This window comes from Mangrovibacterium sp. (genome assembly GCF_041596335.1).
GTDB lineage: Bacteria > Bacteroidota > Bacteroidia > Bacteroidales > Prolixibacteraceae > Mangrovibacterium.
Genome location: NZ_JBFHIT010000021.1, coordinates 1 through 23,151, shown reverse-complemented (window position 1 = coordinate 23,151; position 23,151 = coordinate 1). Strand labels below are relative to the sequence as shown.

At 44.4% G+C, this 23,151-nt stretch carries 18 protein-coding genes and 1 tRNA gene; 10 read left to right on the top strand and 9 right to left on the bottom strand.

Annotated elements, in window-relative coordinates:
- Positions 1–6 precede the first annotated feature (6 nt).
- From ABZD21_RS09190 to ABZD21_RS09175, 4 genes are all read left to right on the top strand, one after another.
- On the top strand, positions 7–1,257 hold the full coding sequence (locus ABZD21_RS09190; protein WP_372774613.1) for an ABC transporter permease: 1,251 nt from the start codon (positions 7–9) through the stop codon (positions 1,255–1,257).
- A 20-nt stretch (positions 1,258–1,277) separates the two neighbouring features.
- Positions 1,278–2,540, top strand: a complete 1,263-nt coding sequence (locus tag ABZD21_RS09185) for an ABC transporter permease (protein ID WP_372774611.1) — start codon at positions 1,278–1,280, stop codon at positions 2,538–2,540.
- 85 nt (positions 2,541–2,625) lie between these two features.
- Complete coding sequence (locus tag ABZD21_RS09180) at positions 2,626–3,750, top strand: efflux RND transporter periplasmic adaptor subunit (RefSeq protein ID WP_372774609.1); 1,125 nt, start codon at positions 2,626–2,628, stop codon at positions 3,748–3,750.
- A gap of 162 nt (positions 3,751–3,912) precedes the next feature.
- Positions 3,913–5,229 (top strand): TolC family protein, encoded by a 1,317-nt coding sequence (locus ABZD21_RS09175; protein ID WP_372774607.1) that lies wholly within the window; start codon positions 3,913–3,915, stop codon positions 5,227–5,229.
- A 48-nt stretch (positions 5,230–5,277) separates the two neighbouring features.
- Here the strand turns inward: ABZD21_RS09175 and ABZD21_RS09170 are convergent, their stop codons facing one another.
- From ABZD21_RS09170 to ABZD21_RS09135, 8 genes are all read right to left on the bottom strand, one after another.
- Positions 5,278–6,732, bottom strand: a complete 1,455-nt coding sequence (locus tag ABZD21_RS09170; RefSeq protein WP_372774605.1) for a hypothetical protein — start codon at positions 6,730–6,732, stop codon at positions 5,278–5,280.
- Positions 6,732–7,331: a DUF4230 domain-containing protein gene (locus tag ABZD21_RS09165; RefSeq protein WP_372774603.1), complete on the bottom strand. Its 600-nt coding sequence runs from the start codon at positions 7,329–7,331 to the stop codon at positions 6,732–6,734. Before ABZD21_RS09165 ends, ABZD21_RS09170 begins: the two co-directional genes overlap by 1 nt.
- Positions 7,332–7,333: 2 nt before the next feature.
- A complete protein-coding gene (locus ABZD21_RS09160; RefSeq protein ID WP_372774601.1) occupies positions 7,334–8,119 on the bottom strand; it encodes a hypothetical protein in 786 nt (261 codons plus the stop codon).
- On the bottom strand, positions 8,116–8,832 hold the full coding sequence (locus ABZD21_RS09155) for a DUF5675 family protein (RefSeq protein ID WP_372774599.1): 717 nt from the start codon (positions 8,830–8,832) through the stop codon (positions 8,116–8,118). The genes ABZD21_RS09160 and ABZD21_RS09155 overlap by 4 nt, the downstream gene beginning before the upstream one ends.
- A 2-nt stretch (positions 8,833–8,834) precedes the next feature.
- Entirely contained in the window at positions 8,835–9,668 is an 834-nt protein-coding gene (locus tag ABZD21_RS09150; RefSeq protein ID WP_372774597.1) for an N-acetylmuramoyl-L-alanine amidase, read from the bottom strand.
- A 206-nt stretch (positions 9,669–9,874) separates the two neighbouring features.
- A complete protein-coding gene (kbl, locus tag ABZD21_RS09145) occupies positions 9,875–11,062 on the bottom strand; it encodes a glycine C-acetyltransferase (protein ID WP_372774595.1) in 1,188 nt (395 codons plus the stop codon).
- Between the two features lie 100 nt (positions 11,063–11,162).
- A complete protein-coding gene (locus ABZD21_RS09140; RefSeq protein ID WP_372774593.1) occupies positions 11,163–11,774 on the bottom strand; it encodes a ribonuclease HII in 612 nt (203 codons plus the stop codon).
- Positions 11,775–11,785: 11 nt separating this feature from the next.
- The gene (locus ABZD21_RS09135) at positions 11,786–12,913 is read right to left on the bottom strand and encodes a glycosyltransferase family 4 protein (RefSeq protein WP_372774591.1); all 1,128 of its coding nucleotides are present in this window, start codon (positions 12,911–12,913) and stop codon (positions 11,786–11,788) included.
- 184 nt (positions 12,914–13,097) lie between these two features.
- Between ABZD21_RS09135 and ABZD21_RS09130 the strand changes: the two genes are divergently transcribed.
- From ABZD21_RS09130 to ABZD21_RS09110, 5 genes are all read left to right on the top strand, one after another.
- The gene (locus ABZD21_RS09130) at positions 13,098–14,543 is read left to right on the top strand and encodes an oligosaccharide flippase family protein (RefSeq protein ID WP_372774589.1); all 1,446 of its coding nucleotides are present in this window, start codon (positions 13,098–13,100) and stop codon (positions 14,541–14,543) included.
- Positions 14,540–15,175 (top strand): DUF3267 domain-containing protein, encoded by a 636-nt coding sequence (locus ABZD21_RS09125; protein ID WP_372774587.1) that lies wholly within the window; start codon positions 14,540–14,542, stop codon positions 15,173–15,175. Before ABZD21_RS09130 ends, ABZD21_RS09125 begins: the two co-directional genes overlap by 4 nt.
- Before the next feature lie 42 nt (positions 15,176–15,217).
- Positions 15,218–17,431 carry an amino acid permease gene (locus tag ABZD21_RS09120; RefSeq protein WP_372774586.1) on the top strand — a complete coding sequence of 738 codons (2,214 nt, stop codon included), beginning with the start codon at positions 15,218–15,220 and terminating at the stop codon, positions 17,429–17,431.
- 440 nt (positions 17,432–17,871) lie between these two features.
- Positions 17,872–19,527: an AMP-binding protein gene (locus ABZD21_RS09115; RefSeq protein WP_372774584.1), complete on the top strand. Its 1,656-nt coding sequence runs from the start codon at positions 17,872–17,874 to the stop codon at positions 19,525–19,527.
- Between the two features lie 533 nt (positions 19,528–20,060).
- Entirely contained in the window at positions 20,061–21,950 is a 1,890-nt protein-coding gene (locus ABZD21_RS09110; RefSeq protein WP_372774582.1) for a sulfatase, read from the top strand.
- Positions 21,951–22,099: 149 nt separating this feature from the next.
- Here the strand turns inward: ABZD21_RS09110 and ABZD21_RS09105 are convergent.
- Positions 22,100–22,173 (bottom strand) — tRNA-Ala (locus tag ABZD21_RS09105).
- Positions 22,174–22,297: 124 nt separating this feature from the next.
- On the opposite strand from ABZD21_RS09105, the gene ABZD21_RS09100 reads away from it, so the two are divergent.
- The gene (locus tag ABZD21_RS09100; protein ID WP_372774580.1) at positions 22,298–22,975 is read left to right on the top strand and encodes an energy transducer TonB; all 678 of its coding nucleotides are present in this window, start codon (positions 22,298–22,300) and stop codon (positions 22,973–22,975) included.
- The last annotated feature ends 176 nt before the right edge of the window (positions 22,976–23,151 follow it).

The window sequence follows — 23,151 nt, the reverse complement described above, 5'->3', positions numbered from 1 at the left end:
AAAATTATGTTCGACATTGATAAATGGCAGGAAATTTTCGCCACCATTAAAAAAAATAAAATGCGCACCTTTTTAACCGGATTCTCGGTTGCCTGGGGGATTTTTATGCTGATGATTTTGCTGGGATCGGGAAATGGATTGAGCAATGGTGTAGCCAATAATTTTATGAGCGATGCGGTGAATGCCATGTGGATCTGGACTGGCGAAACAACTGTTCCGTATCAGGGATTAAAGTCAGGCCGCCCCATTCAGTTTCATAACGACGATTACGGGATTCTGGATAATATGGCCGGTGTTGAAACTGTTTCGGGACGCTATTTTATGGGAAATACCCGCTACAGCTACGGAAAGGAATCGGGAGAATATACGACGGTGACTTGCCATCCGGAGTTGAATGATGTTGACCAGAATGTGATGCTCGAAGGGCGATACATTAACGATATGGATATTCGCGAACGTCGGAAAGTGGTGGTGATTGGGAAGGATATTCGCGAGGCGCTGTTTAAAGATAAGCCTGCTTTGGGCGAATATGTAAAAGTTAACAGTGTACCGTTTAGAGTCGTGGGGGTTTGTGTTGAGCCCGAATCGACCCGGAACCGCGATGCCTATATGCCGGTAACAACGGCGCAGGTTGTCTTTAACGGATCGAACCGGCTGCATAATTTCGCACTTACAATAAACGGACAAACGCTGGAGGAAAGTCAGCAAATTGAAGAACAAATAAGGAACACCTTTGCCCGTAAGTTGCGTTTCGATGCCAGCGATGAAAGCGCCATAGGGATGTATAACAAACTGGAAAATTACATCCAGACCATGCGTATTTTTCAAGCCATTAAAATATTTATCTGGATCATTGGCATTGGAACGCTCATTGCCGGAATTGTTGGGGTTAGCAATATTATGCTGATTGTGGTGAAGGAACGAACCAAAGAAATCGGGATTCGCAAGGCCATTGGGGCAAGTCCGTCGTCGGTGATTGGCCTGGTTTTATTGGAGTCGATTCTGATAACAACTGTTGCCGGTTATATTGGCTTAGTGTTGGGAACCGGGCTGATGGAGCTTGTAAACTACCTGATGATGCAGTCGGCACCTGCTGCAGGCGACCAGAACCAGACCTTGTTTTTAAATCCAACAGTCGATTTCGGAGTGGCGGTTGCCTCAACGGTTCTGTTAATTGTAGCCGGAACAATAGCCGGATACATTCCTGCCAAGCGGGCAGCTAGTATAAAACCCATCGCCGCTCTGCGTGACGAATAACCCTGTTAAAACCAAAAACCATGTTCGATCTTGATCTTTGGAAAGAAATAATTAGTGCGCTGAAACAAAATCGAATGCGCAGTTTCATGACCGCCTTTGGGGTATTCTGGGGAATCTTCATGCTCATTATCATGTCGGGAGCCGGTCGTGCCTTGCAAAATGGGGTGCTCGAAGGGGTGAAATCCTTTGCTACGAATTCGGCTTTTTTCTGGACCGAACGAACCAGTGTTCCGTATGAAGGCTTTCAGCGGGGGCGCCGCTGGGACTACGACAATCAGGATATTGAATACATCCGGCAGAATGTGCGCGAGGTGGAGTTCCTTTCTCCCCGGTTGTTTGGCTGGCAGCAAAATGGCGATAACACAATTCGTGGCGAACGAACCGGAGCATTCAATATTTACGGAGACTATCCCGATTATTTCAAAATTGACGGCTGGACACCCGTGAAAGGGCGCCTGATGAACGAAATTGATGTGCGTGAAAAACGAAAGGTTTGTGTGATCGGCGAGCGGGTTGTTGAGGTGATGTTCGCCAAGGATGAAGATCCGATAGGCCAATACCTGAAAATTAGTGGTGTTTATTTTCAGGTTGTAGGCGTCATCCACCCCGAAACAAAAATTAATATCGGAGGCGGTAAAAAAGAGGAGACGATTATTATGCCGTTTACAACCATGCAAACAGCATACAACTATGGTAATGTCATTCACTTTTTCTCGGTTACCGCCAAAGAAGGCTATCTGGTCAGCGATCTGCAGGAGAAATTGAAAAGCCTGCTGAAAGAACGCCACAAAATAGCTCCCGACGATATGCAGGCGGTAGGCTCGTTTAATATTGAAGCCGAATTTATCAAGTTCGACGCCTTGTTCACCGGCATTCAGGTGCTCACCTGGATTGTGGGAATCGGAACTCTGTTTGCCGGAATTATTGGTGTGAGCAACATAATGCTGGTCATCATTAAAGAGCGAACACAGGAAATTGGCATTCAGCGTGCACTTGGCGCTACTCCCGGAGTGATTATTACTCACATTGTTGCCGAAAGTGTTTTCCTAACTGTAATGGCCGGTTATGTTGGGTTGTCGCTCGGCGTTGGCCTGCTCGAACTGCTGGGGATGGCTCTCGAAGCCGGTGGCGAAGAGTTGTTTTTCCGTAATCCGCAGGTCGATCTAACGATGGCTCTGTCTGCTTTAGCCGTTTTGGTTATTTCAGGCATGTTTGCCGGCCTCATTCCTGCAAAACGGGCGATCAGCATTAAACCAATCGATGCGCTGCGAGACGAAGGCTAGATTGTAACAAAAGTCGGATCAACGTATCGTTTTGTGCGAATAAGCGATGCACAAGAATAACAGAAAACAATAAAAACCAGAACAAATGAAAAAAGTATTTCGAATTTTAGGAATTGTGCTGATCGTGGCCGTATTTGGCGGAACGATTTTCTTCCTGTACACCAAGTCGAAAAAGCAACCGGATATGTTTGAAAATAAGGCACCTTTTGTGTCGAACGTCATTAAGAAAACTGTAGCGACCGGATCGGTTGTTCCCCGGCAGGAAATTGAAATTAAACCGCAGATTTCCGGCATTATTGACAAATTGTACGTTGAGGCCGGCGACTTTGTAAAAAAGGAACAGGTGATTGCCCGCATCAAAATTATTCCGGATATGGTGACTCTGAACTCTGCCGAATCGCGCCTGAACCGTGCCCGGATTAATTTTGAAGATGCTAAAATTGATTTCGATCGCCAACAGAAATTGTTCGATACCGAGGTGATTTCGTACAGCGATTACATGAAGTCGAAAGTGAGCTACGATTCGGCTAAGGAAGAATTGAGCGCTGCCGAAAATAACCTGGAACTAGTGAAAAACGGTGTGCTGAAGAAAGCGGAAACAGCCACCAATACGCTGGTTCGTTCTACAATTGACGGGATGGTGCTCGATGTGCCCATCAAAGTCGGTAACTCGGTCATTCAGTCAAACACGTTTAACGACGGAACCACCATTGCAACGGTTGCCGATATGCAGGACATGATTTTTGAAGGTAAGGTAGATGAAACCGAAGTGGGGAAAATAAAAGTGGGTATGCCGATTGAGCTTGAAATTGGTGCCATTGAGAAAGATAAATTTGAGGCCATACTGGAATACATTGCGCCGAAAGGGAAAGAGGAGAACGGCGCCATTCAGTTTGAAATAAAAGCGGATGTGAACCTGAAGGACGACCAGTTTATCAGAGCCGGTTACAGCGCGAATGCGAACATTGTACTGGAACGGAAAGACAGTGTGATGGTTATTCCGGAAGGGATGCTGAAGTTTGAAAACGACTCGGCTTACGTAGAAGTTTTGACCAATGTGGAAGAAAACAGCTACGAAAAACGGAAGGTGCAAACCGGTCTCTCCGACGGTATTAATATCGAAATTGTTGAAGGTCTGACCAAAGACGATCAGGTAAAAGGGGATAAAATTGACCCGAAGAAAGAAAAGAAAGTCGATAACCAGAGCTAATGAATGAGTACCAATATTGGTTGAAATGCGACTGTTTTCAGATTATTTAACTTTTCACACAAAATAGTCGACCCGGTGGCTCGTTTAATTGGAAGCCAGACCTGCTCAAACAACCGATATCGGATTGAATCATTAATTTAGCGCATCAAAAATAAGTTCAATATGAAACTCACGAAACAATTAATTCTTGCTGTAATTGTGTTGATTGCCGGGGCCGCGCAAGCTCAGGAAAGCTGGGACTTGCAGAAATGTATTGACTATGCTCTGGAAAATAACATTCAGGTAAAACAGCAGCAAATAAATGCAGATTACTATGGCAACGAGTTAAAGCAAGCCCGGAATAACCGGTTGCCAAGCTTGAGCAGCAGTTTTTCAAACAGTTTTAGTTTTGGCCGGTCGCAACAAGCTGATGGAACCTATGATAATTTCAACTCGAATTCGACCCAGGGAGGCCTGAATGCCAGTATGGTACTGTGGAATGGCTTTCAACTTACTAATTCAATTGCCAGAGCAAACTTTTCGTTACAGGCTCGCCTTCAGGATTTGCAGAAAGCCAAGGACGATCTCATGCTGTATATTGCAGCGGCCTACCTCGAGATTCTGTTTTCCGATGAACTGATTCAGGTAGCCAAGGAGCAGGAAGAGGTTACTAAACTGCAAGTCGACCGAACCAGTAAGCTGGTTAAAGCTGGCAGTTTGGCGAAGGGTAGTTTGTTGGAGATTGAGGCGCAATTGGCCAACGAAGAGTTGAACTTGGTTGAGGCTGAAAATAGACAGCAACTGGCGTATCTTAATTTATACCAAATGCTGGAGTTGCCATCAACCCAAAGTTTCAAGATCGCGAAACCCATCTTGCCGGTATTAACAGCTAACCGTTCGGTGCTAAACTCGATGGAGGTGTTCAAAAATGCTGTTCAGTTTCGTCCGGAAGTAAAAAGCGCCCAGTTCGATTTGCAGGCGGCACAAAAAACCGTAGCCATTGCCAGGGGGCAGCTGTATCCATCGTTAGACCTTGGCGGAAGCTATTCAAACTGGTACAATAATAAATATCCATACGACTTCAGTACCCAGTTTAAAAACAATGAAAGTTATGGCTTCGGAGTGAGTATGAGTGTGCCAATTTTCGGAAAATTTCAAACCCGCACTCAAATCAACAATGCTAAACTCGACGTCATGAGTAAAGAGCTGGATGTACAGAATACCAAAAATGTATTGCGGAAGGATATTGAACAAGCCTACACCAATGCTGTGGCAGCCTTGAAAAAATATATGGCCAGTTCGAAAGCGGTCGAATCAATGCAGGAAGCCTTTCGCTACACCGAAGAAAAATTTAATGTGGGAATGCTGAATTCTGTTGAATACAACCAAGCCAAAAATCGATTGACTTCGGCTCAAAGCGATTTGGCTCAGGCGAAATACGATTACATCTTCCGCACCAAAATCCTCGATTTTTACAACGGAGTTCCTGTTGAATTATAGAAATACATCGATAAACAAATGGCCGGGCAGCAATGTCCGGCCATTTGTTTATCGAAGATAGTCCAAGAGTGTGCTGTCAACCGGCAGTTTCAGGCTTTGCCTAATCCGGTTTAAGTCGCCGATTACCGCTGTGTTTGTTTTTGAATGATAGCTGGTGAATGCCTCTTTTTTGTTCTCTCTGAAACATTCAAACCAAACCATATCGTAGAAGGTCGAATCTTTCAATGCCTCGAAGTATCGAATGTCGGCCGAGTCGATCTTCTGATCCTGAAGGATTTTGAACAAGATGCCGGATTTTGCATTAAGCTCGAACGAACAATTTCTGACTGTTTTTTCGGCATGCCGCAGGCTGTCTAAAAAGATCTGACAGTTGATCGGTTTAAAATCCTGGCCATCGCGGATGCGTGCTTCGGCAATCATTTCCTCCACCAATGGCAACTCATCGTCGCGCAATACCGAATCGTTGAGCAGAGCGCCCAGCGAGTAGTCGAGGTAGTCGGTGAAGAATCGAATGTCTTCAATCTGGTCGCCAGCCAACAGGCTGAATAGATTTTTTAAATGAAATTCGGCATTGGTTTGAGCTTGGTCTAATATGTTTTTGCGGGTTGCCTGTGCCGTTAGTTTATCCAGGCAGAGTTGCTTCACGCGCTTGGTCCACTCCGGGTCGTTTTTCACCTTTCGCTCAACAATCACAAACTCAAATCCTTCCACACCTTCTTCCGGAATAAACCACGGATTGATTGTTGCAACCAGTATTTCGGGTTGCAACCCGATAAAGATGGCGCGTTTATGCAGCCCGTCGTAGATGAAATTTTTCTCGGTGAATGAGCCAAAATCAAATCCGGCTTTCACCCATCCACGTCCAAGAATCACCAGTCTGCGTTTCTTTGCAAGCTTGGTCTGTAGTTTTTTGGTGCTGTAACGAAAATTTTCCTGGATTTCGGCAGTGCTGATGGAATGCAAATCTTCACGAAGTCGATCTTTGCGCTCAAGACCCAGATCGCGAATTAACTTTTTGGTATCATCGTTGCTGAGTTTTTTGTTGATCTCACGCCGGGTATAGTTTCTGTTTTTCAATTTTTCGTTGATAAAATAGGCGTAAAAATCGAAAAGGCTATCTGCCAGTAGATCTTCATATTCGTCGGAAAAGGCCGGGTAAATATCGTTGCGTTTGATTTTTCGTGCAGCAATTGAATCGATCGCATCCACAAAATCATCATGCAGGGCATCAATCTGGTAGTTGAAACTATCAATTTCATTGAGAGCTTCGCGGGTAAGTAATTCATCGAGTGAGCCGATTACTTCTCCGTAATATTCAGCCGTAATCAGCTGGCCAATTTCCTTAATACTTTGCACCTGAATTGGCGTGTTTTTCAAGGTTCGTTTAGTGGGAGCGAGCAATTCAAATGGGTCGAAATACGAAAAAGCGGCAACAGCGGCCACGACCAATACGATCTGAAAAATCAGACTGGCTGTAGCGGATATGGATTTAAGGAATCCCATCAGTCGGTTATTTTCAGGTTGACTTTCTGAATGAACTTTCCGGAATCGGAGAAGCTGATGTAGATTTCGCGGTAGCCCATATTTTTAAGCAGGGTTTCCAACATTTTTCGGGTATTTGTTTCGGTCTGCTCCCTGATGCCCATGTGCTGAAGGTTTTCGCGAATATCGAGTTCAGCTTTTCGGTAGTAGAACTCCTGATCAATCACATCAATTCGGTTGAAAATGTCGTCATCGGTGAGGATCGGATCAATCCGGAAGCTGTCGAACGGAAAGCTGAAATCGAGCACTTCAACGGCCGGCAGTTTAATTTCAATCGTCCGATGGTCAATTTGGATGTCATTTTTCTTCAGTTTGGTCAGGTCTACGCCTGTTTTCACAACGGCTTGTGTGTAGGCAACAAACTCGGCATTGCTCACATTAATAATACCGAACACCCGCCGGCTTTTACCACCAATCACAATCTTATCGATGACAGTTTCGGTGGTTGCCAGTTTGGCGGTACTCTGTATTTTACTGACCACCATGTGGCGCTTGTTTCGTTCGCACGAACTGAGAGCCAAAAGGATCATGAGTAAATATGTGAGTTTTAGGTGACTCATAATTATTGCACCGCTTTCGGATTGTCAAAGTCGTCGCTTCCGGTTGATAGGTCTTCCGGGTTCAGTAAGGTGGTTTGTTTCAGTTCATTCTTTTTTATGCTGGCGGCTTGTGTAACTGGCGATAGCGGCGCATCTCCCGACGGTTTCGGGTTTTGGGTTGAACTGTTTTCAGGCGTCTGTTCATTTCCGGGAGGGCCAATTGTTCGCCTGCTTTTGTAGCCAATGCTTTCCAGCGCTTTATTTCCAAAGTAGAATGCGATCATCATAAGGAAAGCGGTTTTGAAGAAATCGAAATTATCGACCAAGAAAGTGTTTGCTTTGATACTCGAATCAAACCCTAATGAAGCGATTGCCAGCGCAATGCCGCAGATCAGAAGTGTTAGCGCAATTGTTCCGCGCACCGTTCCCGGCGGTAGTCCCAGCGTTTGACCGGCATTCGGATTTTCGGTCGGCTCGTCGGTTTGCCCTTCCGGAACATACATTCTGCGTTCTCTTATTTCAGCCCAATCCTGATTGGTCAACCCCATGTTGATATTGTAAAAATAGATGGCCCATGCGTAGTATGCGATCAAAATGCCAATCCACAACAGCATCAGTCCCATTGCGCACATGCTATAGAAATGTTTGATAGAATCAGGTCCTTCCATGCCAAGGCACCAGAGTTTGATCAAAATTGTAATCAGTGCCACAAGTATCAGAAATTCAACTAAAATCATACATCCAAGGAAGATGTAGTTCAGTTTCTTTTTGTTCACGATACTTTTTTCAATTCGATTATCTGTCGTCATGATGCTGGGTTTAATTTGTTGATCCAGTGTTCGTCGAGTATCATTATCCGATAAGCCGTTCCGGTTGCCATCTCATCGTTAATAAACTTATAAAGTCGTTTAAAGGTGAGTAGTGAATTGGTCAACTCCGCGTGCTTCCATTGGCCTTGAACGCTGTCGGAAACCAGAATGCCGCCCGAAGAGGTATGCTGGTGGTTTCCGCCCTGATGAATGTACACCGAAGGGTAGCCCGGAACCTGCTGTACTTGCAGATGTGTGCTAAACCAATCGGGGTATTGGGTTTTATATTTTTGGGTCATTTCATCGGTGGATGAACTGAGTCGAATCGGGTAAGTTCCGGCAGGAATACGGGTTTCAGTTGGATTGTTAACCCGTTTGCCACTGTCTTCGAGGGTGTAGCAATAAAACTGATTGTTGATGAAAAGCAGGCCGAGTGTTGTGTCTCCATCGTCCGAAATCCGGATCATTTTTAAGGTAGTTCCTACGAAGTTGTCCGGAATGGCTGGCGTCTCCGATTGCTTGTTTTCCTGTCTTTCGTCATAGTACAGCTGATCTTTTAGGTAGGCTACCAGAGTCTGAGATCCTTTCACGATCAGACCGCTCAGCCCAACCAGCCAAATCCAGACGTCAGTCAGCATTTCTGGTTTACTTACAAACAGTATAACCAGAAAACATAGCCCGGCAACGATGATGAGTAAAAGAAAACGTTTCATGCTTATTGTTTCGTTTCAATGTAACCTTTGCTTACCCAGCCGGTAATTTTTGTTTCAACCCGGTACCAACCATTCTTTTCTTCCAGTACGGTTACTTCGGTTCCGGTTTTCAGGGGCTGCGCTACTTTCTTTGCTTCAATCGATGGATCCTGTCGGATGTTCAAAAGATCGGCATTCACTACTTTGCCTTCCATAGCCAACTGAATTGGTTCATCGGTTCGGTTCTGGAACAGCAACATGGATCTGAACTTATCCAACGGAAAGGCAGGCCCCGGGTCGGTTTTACGGCCTGGTGCAATCTCCTCGTGCCCAAGTATGCTGGAGATTGAGTAGGCCGGAGATTTTATCAACAGGTCGCAAACCTGTCGGCAGGCTTCAATCTGCTCAGGTGTGTATGTGTGCCACCAGGTTGGGTGACTTTCGTTTCGGTGCACGGCCAGTAAAGCATCGTTTTGTTGGTACTTTTTCCCAAACCAAGCCTGAAATTCCGTGCCCACTTTTTCAAGTCGACCGGCATTGTCGAGCTCTATGCCAATGGAGTACCGGTTAAAAAAGGTTCGGCCGGCATATTGGCTTTCTCCAGCATGCCATGCCACGGTGTTAAAATCGACCAGTTGGTAGATTTCGCCATTGCGCCCGATAATCAGGTGGGCTGACGCTTTAATGTCGTCTTTGCGAAGGTATTCCGCCGATGAGAGCGCATCGCGGCCTGCAGTATAGTGGATAATGATTGTATCGGGCATGCCGGGCGTGAATTTGTCGAAGTTCTTGGGGCAATTCATCGGGATAACCCGGTCGCCGGCGAGTTTGTGGTTTACCAGAGCTAATTCATTCATGAGGTATTGCAATTAGGTTTCTGTTGGAAAATCCGAAAATTTACTGAACGTAAAGTGCTGTTGGTGACCAAAGTTAACCTATTGCAGAACCAAAGTCAATTAGTATGAAGACTATTTTGTCTTTTGTTCGAAAAGTATCGGGGCCTCTAAATAACAAAGGGCCGTCCCTTCATGGAACAGCCCTTCGGTAGCTTATCGTGAATGTGTTAAATAACTTTCAACTCTTTTCCTACTTTAATAAATGCAGCAACGGCCCGGTCGACTTGTTCGGCAGTGTGGGCTGCCGACAGCTGAACGCGGATCCGGGCTTTTCCTTTTGGGACAACCGGATATACAAACCCAATCACGTAGATGCCTTCTTTTAGCAGCATGTCGGCGAATTTCACAGCCAGTGGCGCGTCATACAACATCACCGGAACAATGGCCGTTTCACCTTTCACCAGGTCGAAACCGGCAGTTTCCATTTTGCTGCGGAAATGGTTGGCGTTTTTCATGGTTTTATGCTGAAGGTCGGACGAGCTGGTAAGCATGTCCAGTACTTTTAAAGTGGCGCCAACAGTGGCCGGAGCCAGTGTGTTGGAGAATAAATAGGGCCGTGAGCGTTGGCGCAATAGCTCGATAATTTCTTTGCGCCCTGATGTGCATCCACCGTTTCCACCGCCCAGTGCTTTGCCAAAAGTGGTTGTAATGATGTCGATTTTACCCAGCAACCCAAAATGTTCGGCGGTACCTCGTCCGGTATCACCAATATAGCCCGAGGCATGCGAGTCGTCAACCATCACCAGCGCATCGTATTTATCACATAGGGCGACAATTTCCGGCAGTTTGCACAAATCGCCATCCATGGAGAACACCCCATCAGTGACAACAATCCGGTATTTGGCCGGTTGCGCATCTTTCAGGCATTGCTCCAATTCTTCCATGTTAGAATGTTTGTACCGGAAGCGCTGTGCTTTGCACAAACGGACCCCATCGATGATGGAAGCATGGTTTAGCTCGTCGGAAATAATAGCTGAATCGTCGCCTAGCAAAGGTTCAAAAACGCCTCCGTTAGCGTCAAATGCTGCGCAATACAGAATGGTGTCTTCTGTTCCCAGAAACTCCGATGTCTTCTGTTCCAGTTCTTTGTGTATGGCTTGCGTGCCACAAATAAACCGAACCGACGACAAGCCAAAACCCCAGTCATTCATGATCTCCTGAGCTGCTTTTACCACATCCGGGTGGTTGGCCAGACCCAGGTAATTGTTAGCGCAAAAATTCAACACTTCTTGTTGGTTTCCAACTTTAATGTTCGAACTCTGTGATGAGGTGATGATTCGCTCTGTTTTGTATAAACCCTGTGCTTTCAATTCTTCCAGGGTATTCTGAAGGTCTTGTTTTATTTTTCCGTACATGGTCAGAAGTTTTTTTGATTCTTACAAAATTACAGCAATGAGTGCTTTAAAAAGGTGATAAATGGCATTTAACCAACCCCTTGGTCAGGAAGTGGTACGGCTACAATCCTAATTTTAACTGATCGTCGAGCAAACGGAAGGTCAATCGGTGGTGTGGTGAAACCCCGATTTGAGCAATGGCTTTTCGGTGAGCCTGGGTTGGATAGCCTTTGTTTCGATCCCAAGCGTAGTCGGGAAATTGATTGTGTAGCGCGTTCATTATATCGTCGCGGTAAGTTTTGGCCAAAATAGATGCGGCAGCAATCGGCAACAGTTTGCCATCGCCTTTTACAACACAGGTATGTGGAATGTTGGGGTAAGCCTTAAATCGGTTGCCGTCGATCAGTAAATGTTCGGGTTTTGTTTTCAGTTGATCAACAGCCCGGTGCATGGCCAAAAAGGAAGCGTTGAGAATATTGATTTCGTCGATTTCGGTATGACTGACGATACCGACGGCAAAAGCGAGCGCTTCTTGTTCAATGACTGGGCGCAGAAGGTAACGCTGTTTTTCGCTCAGTTTTTTCGAGTCGTTCAACAATTCGTTCTTAAAATTAGCTGGCAGAATAACGGCAGCAGCTACTACAGGTCCGGCCAGACAACCCCTTCCGGCTTCGTCGCAGCCGGCTTCAACGCGTCCTTCTTCCAGGAATAATTGCAGTTTATTTATCATCATTAAATTTCAAATCAAGTATTCAGGCAAATCTGAATGCTTCCCCAAAGCATTTCGGCGGTTTTGTCCCAAGTGAATTTTTGTTGCTGTTTTTGTCCTTTTTCAATTAGACTTTGCCTCAGGCTTTCTTCTTCTGCAATGCGGATCATGGCGTCTCTAATTTGTGATATGGCAAAAGGATCGGCGTAAAGTACTGCATGGCCGCCAACCTCGGGTAGCGAGGTGGTGTTCGAGCAAATAACCGGAATTCCGGCACTCATTCCTTCAATCACCGGGATGCCAAATCCTTCGAAGAATGGCACAAAGGTTAGCGCCAATGCGGCGCCTAAAACCTGATGCAGATCCTTGGTGCTCAAGCGGCCGGTAAAAACAACATCTTTGCGGTAGCGCATTCCCTCGTATGTTTTTACAATATCATCGGTCTTAAACATGGCATCGCCGGTGATAATTAGCTTTGTAGGACGTTCGGTGGCTGTTCGGTACGCGTCGAAAGCACGGAGCAGTCCACAAATATTTTTGCGGGGATGCAGTGAGCCGATATACAAGAAATAGGGCAGTCCGTCGGAATATTTGGCTTTCGTTTCTGTTTGTTGGTCGCTGTTGGTTGGTGTGTACAATTGGTTGACACCGTTGTAGACCACGTCGATATTTTCAGCTTTTACATTATAAAGGCGAACAATATCTTCTTTTGAGTAATAGGAGACAGTTGCAATGCGGGCAGCCCGGCGGGCAAATTTTGGGAAAAAATAGTTGTAATAGCTTGCGTAAATACGAGGCAAGTCGTTCGGACGATGGGCAAAATTAATGTCGTGAATAACAGCCAATTGCTTTACCCGGGTGCTTAACGACAAGTAGCCATCGGGCGACAGGAACAGATCGGCTTTGTATTTGCGCAGGATTCGCGGAATTTGAACTTCAAACCAAATATACCAGAGCAATGGATGGCGGGCTTGTGGCGATACCACAACTGGCGTAATATTATTGGAAAAGATAAATTCTTCGTCGTATGGACGATCAAAAATAAAGATGAACTGGTGTTCTGGATGATTTCGGGTGATACGCTGCAACGTTTCACGGGTGAACCAACCGATACCTTCCAACTTTCCTTTTAATAAAAACCGGGTGTTTACTGCAATTATCATGCGATGCCGCTTACAATAGATTTGTTCAAATGTACAAAGTCTGGCCAATTTTTTTTTACATTTAGCCAATTATGTCGATCGAAATATCTATTGCCCTGATTTCTTCGGTGGTGCATTTTCGCATCCAGTGTTGAGGGAAACAAGAATCGATCGGTGACCCTAATTTGCTAAAGAAAGAAACGCCTTGAAGCGAAAATTTTTTACCAATTTACTACTGTTGCTGGCTTTAAATTTGCTCATAAAGCCATTTTGGATTTTTGGGATTGATCGCACGGTACAAAACATGCTGGGAGCCGGTGACTATGGGCTTTATTTTTCGCTGTTCAATTTTTCGCTGGTATTGAATATTTTTCTCGATTTAGGACTGACGAATTTTAATAATCGGGCGATTGCCCGGTATCGCCAACTGCTTCCTAAATATCTGAGTTATTTGGTTAGCCTGAAATTTTTACTGGCGCTCTTCTATGGCGTTGTGTGCGCGGTTGTTGCAATAGTCATTGGGTACGATCAGCGTCAAATTCACTTGTTGTTGTTCCTGGCAGGAAATCAGTTTCTGCTTTCGTTTACACTTTACCTTCGTTCCAATATTAGTGCGTTGCACTATTTCCGCACCGACAGTTTGTTGTCGGTTTTGGATCGAAGCCTAATGATTATTCTCTGTTCGACTTTGCTGTTTACCAACTGGTTTGGTGGCTACTTTTCGGTCGAGTGGTTTGTTTATGCGCAAACGCTGGCTTACCTGACAACTGCTTTCGTTGCGTTTATGCTGGTGCTGAACTATTCGGGTGGTTTTCGGTTGAAGTTCAACTATCCGGTGGATTTGTTCTTTCTAAAAAAGAGTTTTCCGTTTGCTTTGCTCATTCTTTTTATGTCGGTTTATAGCCGGATCGATTCGGTTTTGATTGAGCGACTGCTGCCCATAAATGGAAAGGAACAAGCCGGAATCTACGCTCAGGCTTTTCGATTGTTGGATGCAGCTGCAATTTTTGGGCTGTTGTTCGCCGGTTTACTTCTACCCATTTTTGCCCGAATGTTGAAACAAAAAAAGGATGTTTCGCAGATGGTTCGGTTTTCGTTTGAACTAATCATGGTTCCGTCGTTGTTGATTGCCATTGCGGCAAATTTTTACGCCGGCGAAATCATGAATTTGTTGTATCACGAACATACATTTGAATCGGCCGGGCTTTTGTCTATACTAATCGTTTGTTTGCCCGGTATTTCAACAACTTATATCATTGGAACTTTACTGACAGCCAATGGAAATCTGAAATCGTTGAATCGAATGGCGTTCTTTTTTGTGCTTGTGAATGTTGGGTTGAATGTGCTTTTTATTCCTCGGTTTCAGGCCGAAGGGGCAGCATGGATTGCCTTATGTACTCAGCTCGGAATTGCTGGTGTACAGCTTGTTCTGGCTTGGTTTTATTTTGAATTTCGCGTTAATTACCTGCTGATTCTGCGTTTGCTCAGTTTTTGTTTATTCAGTCTGGTTGCCGGCAAAATAAGTTTGTACATCGAAAACTGGATCTTTGGTTTTTCGTTTCTTATTTTGTGTTCGATGATTTTTGCTGCCTCAATTAGGCTGGTTAACCTGCAAGCTTTGATAGAAATAATAAACGACAAAAACCGATGACACCTTATACTCCAGACGATTTTATTGATAAGCCCGAATTTGAACTCCTTCAGGTGATTGATCATCGTCGGATTAAAACGTTTATTTATGATCAGCTTCGTGAACCAACCAGGCTGATGCGAATCTATGGTATCTATCAGGTTTTGATGATTTTGCTGGTTGGTTTTCTGGTAGGAAGGGCTTTTATATTGGCGCTGGACGATGAATTTGAACCTTTGTTGTACGTTGGGGGTGCCCTAATTTTCGCTTCGACTGTTTTAGTGGTTATGCACGAACTGATCCATGCTCTGGCTTATTGGATGAATGGGGTGAGGAAATTGAAGGCAGGTGCAGTGTGGCGAAAATTCATATTCTATGTTGCCGCCGACAGGCAGGTGGTTGATGCATTGGTTTTTTTGCGGGTCGCATTGGCTCCTTTTGTCCTTGTGAAACTAATTTGCATTATTGGTGTTCTCTGGTTTTGGAGTCTGCCGGTGTGCTATTTTTTTGGGAGCATAATGTGTATTCATTCCCTTTTTTGCGCCGGTGATATGGCAATGCTGGATTTTTACCAGAAACACAGAGGAAAGGAAATCTTCAACTTCGATGACCTGAAACAAGGCAAAACTTTTTTTTATTTCAGTAAAAAGTGATAATAAATTACATTACAAACTGTATTTTAGGGCTCATAAATTATGGAGAATAATAGCAAATCATTCGGTACAGCGCCGGTATTTTTTACGGCAATTTCTACCATTCTGGGGGCAATTCTATTTTTGCGTTTTGGATTTGGTGTTGGAACATTGGGTTTCTGGGGGGTCATTCTAATTATATTGGTTGGTCATTTAGTGACTATTCCCACAGCTCTGGCGATTTCGGAGCTGGCTACCAACAAACGGGTTGAAGGCGGAGGTGAATATTTTATTATCTCCCGCTCGTTTGGATTAAATATTGGGGCAACCATCGGTATTGCACTGTACTTATCCCAAGCCATTAGTGTCGCTTTCTATGTAATTGCGTTCACCGAGTCGTTCGAGCAGCTTTTCAATATCGCCAAATTTCATTACGGATGGGATCTGCCCCGGCAGGTGGTGAGTTTGCCGGCCATGGGAATACTTTCTGTGTTGATTTTAACCAACGGTGCTAACCTGGGAGTTAAAACCCTTTATATCATTGTTGGCATATTGGCCGTGTCGCTCATCTTGTTTTTTGCCGGAACAACTGATTATGCTGATGTTTCTACCTTCAGTCTGTTTGACGCAGAGTTCCGCAACATGGACCAGTTCTTTTTCATATTTGCCATTATATTCCCCGCTTTTACAGGAATGACTGCAGGCGTTGGCTTGTCGGGCGACCTGAAAAATCCGTCTAAATCAATTCCCATTGGAACTACATTAGCGACAGTTGTGGGAATGATTGTCTATGTTTTTGTTTCGTGGAAACTGGCTTCTTCCGCAAGCGAAGCGGATCTGTTGGGGCGTCAACTAATTATGTCCGACATATCTGTTGCCGGAAATATCGCCATTCCCATCGGTCTTGCAGCGTCAACTATTTCATCGGCTATTGGCTCCATTTTGGTTGCACCGCGAACGCTTCAGGCTTTGTCGGTCGATCAGTCCTTTCCCGGAAGACGGATGAACAGGTATTTGAAAGCAAACGATAAAAAAGGGGAACCATTGAATGCCACTTTAGTAACTGTTGTGATTGCCTTTGTTTTTGTAGCCCTCGGAAACGTGAACATTGTAGCCCGTATTATTTCCATGTTTTTTATGGTTACCTACGGATCTCTTTGTTTAATTTCTTTTCTGAATCATTTCGGGTCGTCACCTTCCTATCGTCCTTCGTTCCGTTCACGATGGTATTTTTCGCTGGTTGGGTTTGTAACATCGGTTTATGTGATGTTTAAGATTGATGGCTTGTATGCTTTGGTCGCGTTAAGTTCGATGACCGGAATTTATTTTCTTGTTGATCATTATCACAAAAATCGAAAAGGACTGGAAATTATATTTACAAATAGTATTTTCCAATTGAACCGGGCGATGCAGGTATTCCTGCAAAAATCACGCAAACGAAATGCGTTTAAAGAGTGGAGGCCAAGTTCAATCTGTATTAGTGAGCGCAGCTTTGATCGTAAACAGGCTTTCCGGCTGCAAAACTGGCTGGCTTATAAGTATGGCTTTGGAACGTATATTCACCTGATGGAAGGCTACTTTTCGAAAGCAACAAACCTTGAAGCACAAAAAAATCTGGCCACACTGATTGGTCAATTCGATCGGATTGAAAGTCATGTGTATGTCGACACCATTATATCGCCTTCGTTTACATCGGCCATAGCGCAAGCAATTCAATTGCCCGGCATTGCGGGAATGGAGAATAATATGCTGATTTTCGACAACGATGTTGAAGATTCAGTCAGTCTGGAACGGATTATCGATAACTACGCCTTGGTGAATGCCGGTGATTTTGATGTTCTGATACTGCGCACCGGGAAAAAGAAGATTGATACCCGAAACGATATTCATGTTTGGCTTCAGCGAAATGATGAACACAACGCGAATTTGATGATCTTATTGGGTTTTATTATCGGCGCGCATCCGGATTGGAAGAAAACAAATATCAAAATCTTTGAAGTGTCGAAACCCGAAGAAATTGAAGAAAGCAAAGTTGAATTGCAGGAGTTGATTACAAAAGGCCGTTTGCCAATTACCCTAAAAAATATCGAGATTTTAAAGGAGGAGCCAGGTGTCAGTATTCGTCAAATGATCAACCAACGTTCAATCGAAGCAGGACTGGTGATTACCGGTTTCCGAGGCGACTATCTCAAACACGAAGGGCGTAAAATATTCGAAGGCTTTGATAGCAATGCCATACTGTTTGTGAATAGCCACGACGAGAAGGCAATTGAGTAGGTCGTATAAGCAGAGGTGAATCTACATTAGGTCCTTTGCAAAACGGCTGGTGAAAAAATAACGCGGTTCGTTTGCCTTAATCTCATGAATTTTGTTGCACGATCAATGAATCGTAGCTTTTTCTTTGGGAATTGAGGTAATCTGCGGTACAGCTGGAAATTACTGAATTCGTTGTTTTCGAATGCATCCCTAATCGTAATTCATAAAAAAAACGATCTCTTGGTTCTCAACCTCGCAGTTAGTGCTGAAATAGTTTCAATGGCAAAAAATTAGTTCTACTTTCGTTCCCAATTTAGTTTTCTCGCATCGCCGTATTTAGTTGCAAAGAAGCTAAAAGGGCACTGGTATTTCATTGTTTATCCTTCTGGAAATGATCAGGCTGTGTTCGGGTGTATATTGCTCCCCAAATTGATTAAGAGTAGAAAAGAAATTGAAATGATATGATTGAAAAGTACTTAACGCAAACAACTTATAGCGATTTTGAAGATTTTAAAGCCAATTACAAGTTAGTTATTCCCGAAGATTTCAATTTTGCTTATGATGTAGTTGATGGTTGGGCTGAAAAAGCTCCAAACAAAAGGGCCTTACTTTGGACAAACGACCAGGGAGAGAGCCGCAGCTATACCTTTAGTGAGTTAAAGGAGATCACTGACCGTACCGCTGGCTATTTTTCCTCTCTCGGAATTCAAAAAGGCGACATGGTTATGGCGATCCTGAAACGTCGCGCTGAGTTTTGGTTTACCATTATCGCGTTGCATAAAATTGGAGCCGTCATTATACCGGCCACACATCTATTAACGTCGAAGGATATTATTTACCGAGCCAACGCTGCGGATATTAAAGCAATTATTTGCGATGGCGACAACGCCATTATTAGTCACGTAGATAAGGCGATGCCGGAATCTCCATCGGTTGAGAAATTAATTTCTATCGGACCGGATATTCCGGAAGGATGGGAAGATTTTCAAGCTGGAATCCAAAATTCGGAGCCTTTTCAGCGTCCGGTTGAACCGACTAAAAACAGCGATCCGATCATTGTTAGTTTTACCTCGGGAACAACTGGCGACCCCAAAATGGTTATGCTGGATAGTGTTTATCCGTTGGCACATATTGTTACCGCCAAATATTGGCATAACCTGCACGAGGATAGCATTCACCTGACTATTGCCGATACCGGCTGGCTAAAGGCTGTTTGGGGTAAATTGTACGGGCAATGGCTGGTTGGTGCTACCGTTTTTGTATATGATCACGAAAAATTTACCCCTTCTGCGATATTAGAGGTTCTTTCAAAATACAAGGTCACGTCACTCTGTGCACCGCCAACGATTTTTCGCTTTTTAATTCGGGAAGATCTGACTACGTATGATCTGTCGGCGCTCGAGTGGTGCACCATTGCCGGTGAAGCGTTAAATCCGGAAGTTTACCAGAAGTTTTACAGCCAAACCGGCATCAAATTGCGCGAAGGCTACGGACAAAGTGAAACAACCCTGACGATATTTACTTCTCCTTGGGTTGAACCGAAACCCGGCTCGATGGGATTGCCCAATCCGCACTACGATATCGATTTGCTGACACCTGACGGGCATTCGGCCAAAGCAGGGGAGCAGGGCCAAATTGTTATCCGCTATGATAAAGATTATCCATCCGGACTGTTTAACGGTTACTACAGAAATCAAAAGCTCACCGATGACGCGATGTCGGAAGGAATCTATTACACAGGAGATCTGGCCTGGAAAGACGAAGATGGCTATTTCTGGTTTGTGGGAAGGGCTGACGATGTAATTAAAAGCTCAGGATACCGAATTGGGCCTTTCGAAGTAGAAAGCGCACTAATGACCCACCCTGATGTTGTGGAGTGCGCTATAACAGGTATTCCTCATGATATCCGCGGGCAGATTGTGAAGGCGACTGTCGTATTGGCGTTGGATTGCAAGCATAAGGCTGGCGATGATTTGGTGAAAGAGTTACAGGATCATGTTAAAGGAGTAACTGCTCCGTATAAATATCCTCGTGTGATCGAATTTGTTGATGACTTGCCAAAAACGATCAGCGGCAAAATCCGCCGTGTCGAGATCCGGGATCGGGATATGAATTAAAGTAATACTGCGGGTCAGCGTTTAAGGAGTTTTTGACCCGCGGTTTGTTCCTCCAAAACTACAAAAGGCCTGTTGTCCAAAATCCATCTGTATCCCACCTACTTCCGGAGTCAACTTTTGGCGTTCAGCTTTTAACTGGTCGAATTCTTGATTTCGGGGATGATAGCCTAGGCAACCGTCAACCCGACTGGCCGGGATTTAGTTGGTTCTCCTTTGGTGAATGGCGCATTGAAAAAAACAAGGGCGATCTGAACGATTGTTCCTTTCTGAAAACTGTTGAGTGAACTAAAGCAGACGGAATTATTGACGTTCTCAGTCAATCGGATGTTTGAATGCGGCTTTCGGAGGTGATTTGGGGCCGATTTCAAGTTGAAGTGTTCGAATGTCTGCTTCAGAATGGAGATAATTTTGCCCATCGTATTGTTAAATTTTCCCACCCTTTGAAACTGGAGATAGATTCTTAATTTTATCATCTATTTTAACCCATGGCAGGTCACTATCATTGGCTTCCCATTCATAAAACCTAAAAAAACATGAAGTGTGTAACTAAAAGAGCCGTGTCGGCAGGGATTCCATTTGTGCTGCTGTTTGCCGGCTCTTTCGTGAGCAAAGCAGCCGATATGAATAAGCATAACCGGCCAAACATCGTTTGGATTGTTTCTGAAGATAATTCGAAACACTATCTGAAACACTGGGACGAAAACGGGGTCGAAACGCCCAATATTGAATCGCTGGCTGAAGGTGGGCTAACTTTTGTGAATGCCTTTTCGAACGCCCCGGTGTGTAGTGCGGCGCGCTCCACAATTATTACTTCGTGTTACGGACCACGACTGGCATCGCATTATCATCGTAAAATCAAGCAATGCCCTATGCCGGAAGGGATGGAGATGTTTCCTTCTTTCATGAGAAAAGCTGGGTACTATACCACCAACTGTTCAAAAGAGGACTACAACCTGCAAAAGGCTGACAATGTCTGGGACGAATCCAGCAAGACGGCAAGCTGGCGCAATAGGGCTGAAGGGCAGCCTTTCTTTCATGTAAAAAATATTGAGACGACCCATGAATCTCGCATGCATTTTTCAGAGGAAATCTATAAAACCCACAAAACAGTAGTGAGTCCCGAAACTGTTTTTGTGCAGCCAAACCATCCTCAAACCGATCTGTTCCGATACTCCAATGCGTACTATCGCGACCAGATCAGCAAAATGGACAAGGAGGTCGGACAGGTTGTTGAACAGTTGCGAAAAGACGGATTGCTGGAAAATACCTTTGTTTTTTATTACAGCGATCATGGTGGTGTTTTGCCCGGAAGCAAGGGTTATCTGGCCGAAGTAGGACTGGAGGTGCCAATGGTAGTCAGAATCCCGGAAGCTTATCGTAAGCAGATCGATTTCGCTCCTGGTTCATCTACCTCCGGATTCGTCAGTTTTGTTGATCTGGGGCCAACTGTTTTAAATCTGGCTGGGATAGAAATACCGACGTACATGGATGGAAAGGCTTTTTTGGGCACGAATGTTAAAGCAAAAGAACTCGCTCAACGAGACGAAACCTTCGGCTATGCCAACCGCTTCGACGAGAAATACGACATGGTGCGCACCTATCGGAAAGGAAATTTTAAATACGAGCGAAACTATATGCCTTTCAATATGGATGGCTTGATGAACAACTACCGCTATGAGCAGTTGGCGTATCAGGAATGGAAAACACTTTTCGATGGAGGACAGCTAAACAAGGAGCAATCTTATTTCTATGAAGAAAAACAACCGGAGGCACTTTATGATCTGGAAACTGATCCCTATGAAATGAACAATCTGGCCAATAATCCAGAATATGCTAAAATACTTAATCGTATGCGTAATCGGCTGGTAGAATGGGAACTGGGCCAGCCTGATCTTTCCTTCTTTCCGGAATTTTATATTTTGAATGAAGGCTGCAACGACCTGGCTAAATTCGGGCAGGATAATAAGCTTCGCATTGCCAAATACATCGAAGTTGCCGACCTGATGCTGAGCAAATATTCGGATGTAAAAGTGAAAATAGCGTCAGCGCTTGAATCGTCAGATGAGTGGGAGAGATACTGGGGACTGATTGTTTGCAGCAGCTTTAAAGGCGAGGCTGCAGAGCAGAAAGAAAAAGCAGAAGCGATGGCAGTTTCCGATCCGGTACTGATAAACCGGGTTCGGGCAGCCGAGTTTTTGGCACTGGCTTTTAATCAATCTCCCGTGCAAAATATCCAAAAGGCTTTATATGAAACTTCCGATCCGGTTGAAGCCCTTCTGATGCTCAACTCGGTGGTTTTGTTGCGCGATCATTACACGAAATATCAGTTCGATATTGATTCGAGTAAGCTAAAAAGCACGGTTCTTGATGATGGACATGTGGTGCGAAGGTTGGAATACCTCGGAGTACTTGCAGCGAAATAGTTGGAAATAGCTGTATTTTATTTCTGTCAGCAGAACCATTCGTTCGGTATAGATCCGCTTTCCTTACGGGAGGCGGTTTTTTTTGTGCTTTTGTTAGTATCAAAACAAAAAAGAGCTACAATTTGTGATTGTAACTCTCTGTATTTCAGTGGAGAATATCGGAATCGAACCGATGACCTTTTGACTGCCAGTCAAACGCTCTAGCCAACTGAGCTAATCCCCCAATAATTTTTGTCCGGCAAATATAGTAATATTTTTAAAACTGCAAGTGGAGCATGCTTTTTTGGTTTGATTTTTGTTTTTGAGCGTCCAGATCACCCCGATTCAAACCCTAAATTTTTAAAGCTATGAAAACAAAAAAGTCTCCAAATGCTGATTTGGAAAGTAAGCGATCTTTGTTTTTTGCACTAGGTCTCGTTCTTTCCCTCGGAATGGTTCTGGCAGCCTTCAGTTTTAAAAGTCCTGTTGATGCGATACCTGATATTGGGAGAGTCGATTGGGATACACCGGAAGAAGTTTTTATTCCCAGAACCAAGCCAGAAGAGTCAAAGCCAATTTCTCCGGTGCTTACAATCAATGAGATTGTGCTAAATTTGGACGAAGGAGCCGAGGAGTTGGACTTCAGTGGTTATACCGATGAGATTAACTTAGGTGAGGCGATTGCTCTCAATCCCCTTCTGTCTGAGCGTTCTCCAGAGGCGGAGGAAGTTCCGCTAGTCGATTTTGCAGAGTACATGCCTGAATTTCCGGGAGGGATGCCTTCGTTGCTTCGTTTCGTATCGAGAAGCATTAAGTATCCGGAAATAGCCAAGCAAAATGGGGTTCAGGGCAAAATATTTGTCCGCTTTGTCGTCAACACCGACGGAAGCATTTCCGATGCTTTTGTGCTCAGACCACTCGATCCGTCATTGGATAAGGAAGCCATTCGCGTCGTTACGAGCATGCCGCGCTGGAAGCCGGGAAGTCAAAACGGGAAACCTGTTCGGGTTAATTTTACAATCCCCATAAACTTCGTTTTACAATAGAAATAACGATTAAAAAAGAAATCGATAGAGGCACGATATTTTGCAGGGGCGATCTATTGCTTTTGAAGATTATTTTCTATCTTTAGCCCCTCAAAGTAAAAATGTTTCTATCACAGAATAAACTTCTAAAACTGAATTATGGAATTGAAGAAATCACCAAAAGCTGATCTTGAGAG